9 protein-coding genes are annotated in these 10622 nt (G+C 42.8%); 6 read left to right on the plus strand and 3 right to left on the minus strand.

Features of this window, described 5'->3' with window-relative positions; translation table 11 throughout:
• Positions 1-207: 207 nt before the first annotated feature.
• From OGY71_RS14005 to OGY71_RS14020, 4 genes are read left to right on the plus strand one after another with little or no spacing between them, the layout of a single operon-like run.
• Complete coding sequence (locus tag OGY71_RS14005; protein ID WP_063940507.1) at positions 208-780, plus strand: fimbrial protein; 573 nt, start codon at positions 208-210, stop codon at positions 778-780.
• Between the two features lie 51 nt (positions 781-831).
• The gene (locus OGY71_RS14010) at positions 832-1515 is read left to right on the plus strand and encodes a fimbria/pilus periplasmic chaperone (RefSeq protein ID WP_125112581.1); all 684 of its coding nucleotides are present in this window, start codon (positions 832-834) and stop codon (positions 1513-1515) included.
• Positions 1516-1527: 12 nt separating this feature from the next.
• Positions 1528-4008: a fimbrial biogenesis outer membrane usher protein gene (locus tag OGY71_RS14015; RefSeq protein ID WP_063940506.1), complete on the plus strand. Its 2481-nt coding sequence runs from the start codon at positions 1528-1530 to the stop codon at positions 4006-4008.
• Positions 4009-4017: 9 nt separating this feature from the next.
• Entirely contained in the window at positions 4018-5064 is a 1047-nt protein-coding gene (locus OGY71_RS14020; protein WP_154816696.1) for a fimbrial protein, read from the plus strand.
• A gap of 51 nt (positions 5065-5115) precedes the next feature.
• Here OGY71_RS14020 and OGY71_RS14025 read toward each other — a convergent pair whose 3' ends face one another.
• A complete protein-coding gene (locus OGY71_RS14025) occupies positions 5116-5448 on the minus strand; it encodes an RcnB family protein (protein WP_003834436.1) in 333 nt (110 codons plus the stop codon).
• Between the two features lie 397 nt (positions 5449-5845).
• On the opposite strand from OGY71_RS14025, the gene OGY71_RS14030 reads away from it, so the two are divergent.
• Entirely contained in the window at positions 5846-7201 is a 1356-nt protein-coding gene (locus tag OGY71_RS14030; protein WP_286613420.1) for a site-specific integrase, read from the plus strand.
• 126 nt (positions 7202-7327) lie between these two features.
• On the plus strand, positions 7328-8062 hold the full coding sequence (locus OGY71_RS14035) for a hypothetical protein (RefSeq protein WP_126678181.1): 735 nt from the start codon (positions 7328-7330) through the stop codon (positions 8060-8062).
• A gap of 77 nt (positions 8063-8139) precedes the next feature.
• Here the strand turns inward: OGY71_RS14035 and OGY71_RS14040 are convergent, their stop codons facing one another.
• On the minus strand, positions 8140-8928 hold the full coding sequence (locus OGY71_RS14040) for a hypothetical protein (RefSeq protein ID WP_063859107.1): 789 nt from the start codon (positions 8926-8928) through the stop codon (positions 8140-8142).
• A gap of 502 nt (positions 8929-9430) precedes the next feature.
• Positions 9431-10551 (minus strand): IS3-like element ISSen4 family transposase gene (locus OGY71_RS14045; protein WP_136754148.1). Its coding sequence is split into 2 segments (ribosomal slippage): positions 9431-10293 and positions 10293-10551, totalling 1122 coding nucleotides; the frame shifts between segments, so codons are not numbered across the junction.
• Positions 10552-10622: the final 71 nt, after the last annotated feature.

The following is a 10622-nucleotide window of genomic DNA, read 5'->3' on the forward strand; positions in this document are numbered from 1 at the left end:
AAAAACGACAATTAATAACGCTAATTTATTAAATATATAAATAGTGTTTATCTTCACTTATTTGTTGCAATTATATTGCAATTAGTAACTTGTTTTAAATCAACAAAACAACGTGTTCACATTGCGATAACGTTTTTGTTGTGCGAATTTAATTTCAAGAGATAACAACTCTTAATAAATAGAAATTACTTAATTAAGGAAGATACTATGAAACGTTCAATTATTTCTGTTGCTGTACTGTCTGCTGTATTTATGAGCGCTGGGGCTTTTGCTGCTGGAGAAGAAGGGACGTTAACAATCGAAGGTACTATTATTAATAGTTCTTGCCATTTTGAAGATAACAAGAACTCAAGTGTTATCACATTGCCGGAAATTGATGCTTCACGTTTTTCTGGATTGTCTGCAGGTGCAGTTGTTGGTACTGAAGTGGCTAATGCAACACCAATGAAGATAATATGTCCAGCAGGTACAAAATTAAATACAATAAGAATTTCTAATGGGGAATTTACTACAGATGGTGTGCTTAAAAATACAAAAGAAGTAAACGGTGATATGGATGCTTCTAAGGGCGTTGGTGTTAAATTGAAATTAGGTACTAAATTGATTACTAATGATGAGGAAACTAATATCAGAGATATTCTTACCGCAACTAAAGATGATCCTTCAGGGGTGGAATATTCTCTGGATTTTTCAGCTCAGTACGCTAGGTTAAATGAAGCAACACCAGTTGTTGCAGGGGAAATATCATCGGTTTTAACTATTTCTGTTTCTGCAGAATAGATTTTTATGCCGGTGTATTCACCGGCAGTTTTTTAAAAGGACGAACGCAACATGAAATGGATTCTAAGCGCTTTATTAATCGCATCTGTGCAACCCGTCCATGCTGGCCTTGTGATTTATGGTACGCGTGTTATCTACCCGGCAGAAAAAAACGAAGTTCTGGTACAATTGATGAACCAGGGGGAACGATCTTCTCTGGTACAGTCGTGGATCGATGATGGCGATAGCTCGTTGCCACCGGAAAAAATTCACGTACCTTTTATGCTCACCCCCCCGGTGGCAAAAATTGCCAGGGATTCTGGCCAGCAGTTAAAAATAAAAAAATTACCAAATATGCTGCCCAATAACAAAGAGAGCCTTTTTTATCTCAATGTGCTGGATATTCCACCAAACAATCCAGACAGCACCGGTAAAAATGTATTGAAATTTGCAATGCAGAATCGAATTAAATTATTCTATCGGCCTAAAGGAATAGCGCCAGTTAATAAAAACACATTTCAAAAACTGTCTATGCAACGTAGTGGTAGCATTTACTCCATTAAGAATGATGCCGCTAATTGGATCACGGTGACAGAAGTTAAAGTTAATAATGTCAAGATCAACAACGGAAGTATTATGCTTGCACCGCTCTCCAGTGCAAATGTGGCATTAAAAAGTGCTAATGCCAATCAGTATAAAATAACCATTATTGACGATCACGGTAATTATATTAGCGATAACGTCAGCTTAAAATAACAGGAGCTGGTTATGTTAAGGATGACTCCGATTGCTTCGGCGGTATTACTGTTGCTACTCGGCATTGATGTCCATGCCGCAGAGGAAACGTTTGACACTCACTTTATGATGGGTGGCATGAAAGGCGAGAAAGTTTCTGATTTTCGCCTCGACGATAATCAACCCCTGCCAGGCCAATATGATATTGATATCTACGTCAATAAACAGTGGCGTGGTAAGTATGAAATTACGGTTAAGGATAATCCGGATGATACCTGTTTATCACGCGATGTATTAACGCGTCTGGGGATAAATATACAGGCGTTGGACAAGCAGAATGAATGCCCAACCCTAAAGCAGGCGGTGCAAGGGGGCAGTTATGCCTGGAATATCGGCACGTTTCGCCTGGATCTCAGCGTTCCGCAGGCCTATGTCGATGAACTTGAGCAAGGGTATGTTCCTCCTGAGAACTGGGATCACGGCATCAATGCCTTCTATACCTCGTACTATGCCAGCCAGTATTACAGCGACTATAAGGATTCTGGTAACAGCAAAAGTACCTACGCGCGTTTTACCAGTGGGTTAAACCTGCTGGGCTGGCAGCTGCATTCCGATGCCAGCTATAACAAAACCGATGACAGCAGCGGGGAGTGGAAAAGCAACACCCTGTATCTGGAACGCGGCATCCCGCAAATTTTGGGCACTCTGCGTGCCGGGGATATGTATACCTCATCAGATATTTTTGATGCTGTGCGCTTTCGTGGCGTACGGTTGTATCGCGATATGCAGATGCTGCCAAACTCAAAGCAGAATTTTACGCCGCTGGTTCAGGGGATTGCGCAAAGCAATGCGTTGGTCACCATCGAGCAGAACGGCTTTGTGGTTTACCAGAAAGAGGTTCCGCCTGGCCCGTTCTCTATTGCTGATTTGCAGTTGGCTGGTGGCGGTGCGGATCTTGACGTCAGTATCAAAGAGGCGGACGGATCGGTAACAACCTATCTGGTGCCCTATGCTGCGGTGCCCAATATGTTGCAGCCGGGTGTCTCAAAATATGATTTTGCGGCTGGGCGTAGCCATATCGAAGGCGCCAGTAACCAGACCGACTTTGCACAGATGAGCTATCAGTACGGGCTGAATAATCTGTTAACGCTGTACGGCGGTACCATGCTGGCGGATAACTACAATGCGTTTACGTTGGGTACCGGCTGGAATACGCGTATTGGCGCGATTTCCGTTGATGCAACACAGTCCCACAGTAAGCAGGATAGCGGTGATGTGTTTGACGGGCAAAGTTACCAGATTGCTTATAACAAGTATTTGACACAAACTGCCACCCGTTTTGGCCTGGCGGCGTATCGCTACTCTTCCAAGGACTATCGCACGTTTAACGATCACGTCTGGGCAAATAACAAAAATAACTACCGTCGCGATGAAAACGATGTGTATGACATTGCAGATTATTATCAGAATGATTTTGGTCGTAAGAACAGTTTTTCGGCCAACGTCAGCCAGTCTCTGCCGCAAGGTTGGGGTTCATTCTCGCTCAGTACGCTGTGGCGAGACTACTGGGGGCGTAGCGGTAGCAGCAAAGATTATCAACTGAGTTATTCCAATAGCTGGCAACGGATTAGCTATACCTTTTCAGCTAGTCAGACTTACGATGAAGATCATCACGAAGATAAACGTTTTAACATCTTTATCTCCATTCCGTTTGACTGGGGAGATGATATTAGCGCTCCGCGCAGACATTTGTATGTGTCTAACTCAACGACTTTTGATGATGATGGTTTTGCGTCTAACAATACCGGGCTTTCCGGTACCGCAGGCAGTCGCGATCAGTTTAACTATGGGGTGAATCTCAGTCATCAACGGCAGGACAGCGAGACAACAGCGGGCGGCAATCTGACGTGGAATGCGCCAGTTGCTACGCTTAACGGCAGCTACAGCCAGTCGTCTAAATATACGCAAGCTGGCGGCAGCATTTCGGGTGGCCTTGTGGCCTGGTCTGGTGGCGTGAATTTAGCCAACCGACTGTCGGAAACGTTTGCCGTGATGCATGCGCCGGGTCTGGAAGGAGCATATGTGAACGGGCAGAAATACCGTACCACCAACCGTAATGGCGTGGTGGTCTACGACGGTTTAACGCCTTATCGTGAAAACCACCTGACGCTGGATGTGTCTAACACCAATAGTGAAACCGACCTGCAAGGCAACCGCCGCAGCGCCGCCCCTTACCGCGGAGCGGTAGTGCTGACAAGGTTTGATACCGACCAACGCAAACCCTGGTATATCCGGGCGCAGCGCCCTGATGGTTCACCGCTGACGTTTGGTTACGAAGTAGAGGATATTCATGGACACAATATCGGTGTGGTAGGTCAGGGAAGCCAGCTCTTTATTCGTACCGACAGTGTGCCGCCGGAAATTAAAGTCGCAGTGGATAAACAACAGGGACTTTCATGCTCAATCTCCTTTGGTAAAACGATTGATGAAAGTAAAGTTTATATTTGTCGGTGAGGAGGAGATATGAGATTTATCCTGGGATTAATTTTGGTTATGATGTCAAGTTCAGTATTCTGCAATTGTTTTCCGGTTTCATTTAAATTTTTGGATTTTAATCCAAGTACTACTGGTGCAACAGCTGAAAGTGACGTGATTGAGTTGGATTTGAATGATGCCTCTCTTAATTCATTTCAATCAACAGAAGACATTCCTCTTAATTTTACGGGAGGAAATAGTACCTATCATTGTGATTTTGGAATGTCTAACCCAGGCTCATCTTATAAGTTAACAGCCAGAAGTCAAGAATCTGGTACCTCTGAATATTATCAGATATTAACAACTGGAAATAATGATGGTGTATATGTTGAAGTTCAGTTATCTGTTAATAGCTCACTCGGTTCTTATAGCGTTGCAAATAGTTTTTTTGATATTGCTCGTTATTATTTTAATTTTCCGAGAAATGATCTTAATTCTAAGGTAACCTATGCAATTAAATACAGATTAACAAAAAATAAATCTATTTCATCTGAAATAAAAAACATAGGGGAAACTGTGACTCTTAAAGATCATGTGCGTTTTAATGAAAGTTCCGGTTCGGATTCTTATAATTTAAAACAATATATAAGAGTTAAGTTTAATTACACTCCAACCACATGTTCTTTTAATGATACTACCGTTAAAATTAGCAACATAAGTTACGGAGATGTAAGTAAAGAGCTTGTGCATGATGCTGATGCCGAAGTGAAAATTGATTGTGACCAAGCTGTGGCCTATGCCACAAGATCTGTTCATTACAGATTCGTTTCTGATAATGCTGTAGGTAATGTTTTGCCTAATGAATATACGAATAGTGATAGCGCGGGAAATATTGGCTTTGAGTTAATAAAAAATGGTTCTGTAGTTAATTTAAGCAATAATCGTTATGATCTGATAGCATGGGGAGATTTAAAAGAAAACGTGGCCAGAAATACGATTATACCGCTGAAATATAAATATACTCCTTATGGAGATAAGATATTTAAAGCCGGGCAGGTATTGAGCCGTGTAAAAATTGTTATCGATTATGATTAATAATGATATGGTATTTTACGCACTCCCTCATCAGAGCGAGTGCGTATTTTTTCAACGATGATAAAAAATCTCGCCGTCGTAGGCCTTAATGATCTTAGCATCGGCATCATTGACCAGTACATACGCGCCGCCCATGTAGGTCCAGTGGGTGCCTGCCGTCGGCGCGGGCAGGTTGCGCAGATTCCACTGTTTAATGGTGTATTCTTCGGTGAGATACAGTGGTGGAACCTTGTCACCGGGTTTGAAATGGGTGAAGTCAGCAATAAAGCTGCTCAGTTCATACTTATCGATACCGGTGGGGGCAGCTGTTGCAGCTGGTGCGGCCCAGACGACGCTGCTTGCAAGCAGAAGTGCACCCAGCAACATTTTATTCTTCATACCCATCCTCTCTACCTCTTCGGGTCATCAAAATCAGTCATGTATCATTCCTGGCATACCGGATGTCTGACAAGCACTATTTTGTGATCACTCCAGTCATTTCGTAAAAAGTGTAAATGAAAGTACAGAATTGCAGCAACCTTGACCAGTAGTTTCACTGCGGGAGTGGGGAGTGCGCCAATTTACATCGTTAAGCACAGGCAGTATCCTGTTACTGAAACCAGCATATTACGTTTGTGTTTCAACGACTCGGGGTGCCCTTCTGGTGAAGGCTGAGAAATACCCGTACCACCTGATCTGGATAATGCCAGCGTAGTCCTGGCGATTATCCTCATATAAATCAAAAGATTATTGCTCCTTTTCGTCCCGTATTGTTCAGCCGTAACACATTGAGGCTCTCTAAATGGGACACAAAACCATACGCCACACCATTAAACGTAACGGAGTCTATTACGTTCGCTTCCGTCTGCCTGATAACAAGTTTTTCCGTAAGTCGTTAGAGACTGACAGCCACACCCAGGCGCAATTGCTCATGTCTTTTGCTTCTCCTGTAATCCCTCTGGTTCAACGTGGAACCATCCAACCGGATCACTTCGGCAAGCGTCTTTCTGAGTATGGCAATAGTCTGAAGCAGCAGAATGAACAATGGCTGGCGCACCAATTTCTGAATGATGTGCGGCGCAATATTCAGCCGATAGTTGTTCACGAAGACCGCGAGGTTGTCACTCCTTTGATAGATGAGGAAGAACAAACTGAAGCACAACCAGAACACGTGTTAACACTGGCTGGCGCGTGGAAGATGTATAAAGAGGAGAAAGCCCAAAACTGGACGAAGGCTATCTCTCAAGCCAATGAGCGCTTTATGGAGGTGATGTTGAATGTCTTGGGTTCATCAACTGATGTAACCACGATTACCAAGCAAGACATTAAACAGGTAATGGAGGTTGTTGAAAACTTGCCTAAGCGTGTTGTACAGCCTTATCGGTCAATGACGGTTCAGCAACTAATCGAGAGTGATGATGTTCCGCCCGAAGATTTGGTTGGCGCTGAGTCTATCCACAAGCATTTAAAGATGTATAAATCGCTCTTCAAAACCTTCCTGACTGATAATAAAGATATTCTGGAGAAGTCTCCGACAGATGGGATCGTCGCCGCACCGTCTAAAGCGAGGTTTGGAGCATACAGTGCAGCAGAAATGAGAAAGTTTGTGGGGTGGGCGCTCAAGCAGCCTGACGGTTGGCAGAAGTGGATCACTCTTTTGTTGGCGTACACGGGAGCCAGAAGAGGCGAGATCGCAAAGCTGGAAAAATCTCATATCAAATATGATGAGGATAGTCAGCGGCACTATCTCCTGATCGCGGAAGGAGGGCAGGGGAAAACTGAGAACGCGACTAGACAGGTTGTAATACATCCCAAACTGATCGAATGGGGATTCCTTGATTTTGTAAACCGCCAATGGAAAGAGAAAATCTTTTCGCCTGTGTCGGGTAAGAACATGCCGAAGATCGGCAAAGTTTTAGCAGATGTGCGTGATCAGCTTGGTATTCCTTATCTTGATGACTATGGGCAGCGGCGATTGGTGCATAGCTTCCGACATACCATGATTTCAACCTGTTTAGCCGGATGGGTTGGCAACTTAGCGCATTTACAACAGGTAGTCGGGCATGAGAAAACTGGGACAGGGATCACAAAAAGATATATGCATACCTTCCCCCTCTTCACAGTTTGTTATGTTATTGATGAGTTAGACTGGCTCTGAGCCAAAGGTCGCAAGGTATGCTTGCTGTCATTAATAATATGCAATAAAGATTTTTTTTTGCAGCAATTAGACGGGCAAACCTTGTATTATTCATAAACAGAAAAGTAAAAATTATAAAGGACTATCATGGCTGATTATATTAATAGTAACATTCTTAGCCAGTCATATGTACATGTTGAGCCTGAATGGCTTTTAACTGTTAATGGAGAGAAAAAACAAGAAGCCATTGAAAGAATTAGGAATATCATTAAAACCCATGCCGAAGAGCGAATGAGGTTCTTCCTCTATGATGATGTCGATATTGAAGTAACTTTCGAAGATGGTTCTATAAAGGCTCGTATTACAGCTTATGGTAAAATATGCGTATTATTAACGGCTCTTAATCCAGTCGGAAACTTTGTTGCAAACTATGAGTCATACAGAAATGGAATAAAAACGATTGTTTCTGATGTGGCAAGATTAAGCGATGTTGTCAACTCTGAAGTTTTGTTCCAGACAAAATCTAGAAGTAAGAGTGAAATTATCAGGGTTGAGGCTAGAAAAGGAATTGTTGGCTCACTTGATAATATAAATAAAAAAATAAATGAAATTAGTTACAAAACAAGAGTAAACAAAAAAAATTCAGTGATGTCTATATATAATTCACTCTTGGAATTACACAAAAATATCCTTGATTTAATGGATAACGTAAATGATGTGAACGATAGAAATCTTGTTAGAACAGCGCTCATTGATGGTGTTAAAAATTTAAATTTGGGGAAAGGCGCATTTGATCTTACTGATCCAATGTCGAGAAATATGCATGATGATTTGTTAAAGGAAAGGGATGAATTAGTAAGGAATTTGGAAAATTATAAATAGTGAAACACTAAGATTAGAGTGCACTATTATTTTCTTGTGCTTTTCTAAAGAATTTAAAAGGGGCTTGCACCCCTTTTTTATTTAGACAACCATAATTGTGGGCGTCTAAAATTCTTGTGTTCTATATAAAATATAATATCTTTCCATAATTCATCATTGCTTTTCCAGAAAGACTCTTTTTCTTTGGCAGTAATGACTGAGCTTTCATCTATAGCTTTCCTGAGGATAAATGGCATGTCATAGTAAGGTTTTTTCCATAAGAGATTACGTAAATATTGCAATTCTTTTTTGGCATGTTCAACCTGCTCAATCATTTTTTGATTAGTCACATGATCTGAAATAGGTTTGTTACCAACCCAAAGTCGATATTGTTGTTCTAGTTTATCATGATGTGTTTTTAAAATTGTTTTTGCTTCTTCTAATAAGATAGAGCACATATCAAAAGTTGTGAAATAATACCAGTCCTTCTTTATTTCATCTAATTCTTTGTCACTTACATTAATTCTTCTTAATTCATTTGATATAGACGTTACAAGATTAAACAGGTCTTTGTTTGAAGTGGCGGTATCCATTCTTCCTGTTCTCGATGCCAATGAAATTGCAACTTCAGAAATAGGTATGGAAATTTTTCTCAAACTATCTAACACATTTTCTGCATCGCTTATTGTATCCCTTAACTTTGCTTCAAGCCCAAGTATTTTTATCTCGCTCCAATCGAATTGAGTAATAACCATTATGCCCAGACCTGCTCCAATTATGACGGTTCCTCTCGTAGCACTCAAAGTGAAAGTTGCATAAATACCAAAAAGAATTAACGCTAACGCCATGAAAAAAAGTATGTTTTTTACCAGGGTATGTTTAAGCATATCTATGTGCTCATTAGGTTAAATGTTCTGAGATTATACATTGTTTTTTTTCTTTAAATATAGAGACCTTGAACAATTAAAAGCCTTTCGTTTTTACACTGTCGAAGGTATCTGGATGTGGGTTCTACTGCGAGCGAGTAACTAAAGTAAGTGAATAAGTGGTATTTTTTGTAAGTACAAAGGCGCTTCCCCCATGGAACTCTTGTTCGTTATGATTTTGCCTTCCTCCGGCGAGGTGAAGCACAACAATGGTTGATTAGCGCAGCATTGTGAAGAGAGATATTTCATTCTCATCAATCTTTAAACAATAAAAAAGGCCAACCCGATAAGGTCAGCCTTTAAAAATTCAGTGAGTTAGCGAAGTTTATGCTTTTTCCCAAGTAGCACATTCAAAGCATATTCAAAGCCGTGTTGCGCCTCTAAACGACAAAGGGTGATATTACAGATTCCCAACTTCTTACACAGCGCCTTACTGACCTGCCCCCACGATTAGATACAACACTCAGTTAGTAACGTCGGAATCTTCATTCTCAGAATGACCCTTTCTCCAGCCCGCTGCAAATTCAGACGGTGTCTGATAATTCAGCGTGGAGTGCGGGCGGCATTCGTTATAATCCTGCCGCCAGTCATTAATAATTTTCCTGGCATGAACGATATCGCTGAACCAGTGCTCATTCAAACATTCATCGCGAAATCGTCCGTTAAAGCTCTCAATAAATCCGTTCTGCGTTGGCTTGCCCGGCTGGATTAAGCGCAACTCAACACCATGCTCAAAGGCCCATTGATCCAGTGCACGGCAAGTGAACTCCGGCCCCTGGTCAGTTCTTATCGTCGCCGGATAGCCTCGAAACAGTGCAATGCTGTCCAGAATACGCGTGACCTGAACGCCTGAAATCCCAAAGGCAACAGTGACCGTCAGGCATTCCTTTGTGAAATCATCGACGCAGGTAAGACACTTGATCCTGCGACCGGTGGAAAGTGCGTCCATGACGAAATCCATCGACCAGGTCAGATTGGGCGCCGCCGGACGGAGCAGCGGCAGACGTTCTGTTGCCAGCCCTTTACGACGTCTTCTGCGTTTTACGCCCAGGCCACTGAGGTGATAAAGCCGGTACACGCGCTTATGATTAACATGAAGCCCTTCACGGCGCAGCAACTGCCAAATACGACGGTAGCCAAAACGCCTGCGCTCCAGTGCCAGCTCAATGATGCGCCCTGATAAATGCGCATCAGCAGCCGGACGGTGAGCCTCATAGCGGCAGGTCGACAGGGATAAACCTGTAAGCCTGCAGGCACGACGTTGCGACAGACCGGTCGCATCACACATCAACATCACGGTTTCCCGCTTCTGGTCTGTCGTCAGTACTTTCGCCCAAGAGCCACCTGAAGCGCCTCTTTATCCAGCATGGCTTCGGCAAGCAGCTTCTTGAGTCTGGTGTTCTCTTCCTCAAGCGACTTCAGGCGCTTAACTTCAGGCACCTCCATACCGCCATACTTCTTACGCCAGGTGTAAAACGTGGCATCGGAAATGGCATGCTTGCGGCAGAGTTCACGGGCGGGTACCCCAGCTTCGGCTTCGCGGAGAATACTGATGATCTGTTCGTCGGAAAAACGCTTCTTCATGGGGATGTCCTCATGTGGCTTATGAAGACATTACTAACATCGGGGTGTACTAATCAACGGGGAGCAGGTCA

It is taken from the genome of Citrobacter sp. Cpo109 (assembly GCF_030332565.1).
GTDB classification, from domain to species: Bacteria; Pseudomonadota; Gammaproteobacteria; order Enterobacterales; family Enterobacteriaceae; genus Citrobacter; species Citrobacter portucalensis.

Excerpts from the sequence above, each read along its gene's own strand:
- OGY71_RS14035 (WP_126678181.1), top strand. The coding sequence starts at position 7,328 with ATGGCTGATTATATTAATAGTAACATTCTTAGCCAGTCATATGTACAT.
- OGY71_RS14040 (WP_063859107.1), bottom strand. The coding sequence starts at position 8,928 with ATGCTTAAACATACCCTGGTAAAAAACATACTTTTTTTCATGGCGTTA.
- OGY71_RS14020 (WP_154816696.1), top strand. The coding sequence starts at position 4,018 with ATGAGATTTATCCTGGGATTAATTTTGGTTATGATGTCAAGTTCAGTA.
- OGY71_RS14005 (WP_063940507.1), top strand. The coding sequence starts at position 208 with ATGAAACGTTCAATTATTTCTGTTGCTGTACTGTCTGCTGTATTTATG.
- OGY71_RS14030 (WP_286613420.1), top strand. The coding sequence starts at position 5,846 with ATGGGACACAAAACCATACGCCACACCATTAAACGTAACGGAGTCTAT.
- OGY71_RS14010 (WP_125112581.1), top strand. The coding sequence starts at position 832 with ATGAAATGGATTCTAAGCGCTTTATTAATCGCATCTGTGCAACCCGTC.
- OGY71_RS14025 (WP_003834436.1), bottom strand. The coding sequence starts at position 5,448 with ATGGGTATGAAGAATAAAATGTTGCTGGGTGCACTTCTGCTTGCAAGC.
- OGY71_RS14015 (WP_063940506.1), top strand. The coding sequence starts at position 1,528 with ATGTTAAGGATGACTCCGATTGCTTCGGCGGTATTACTGTTGCTACTC.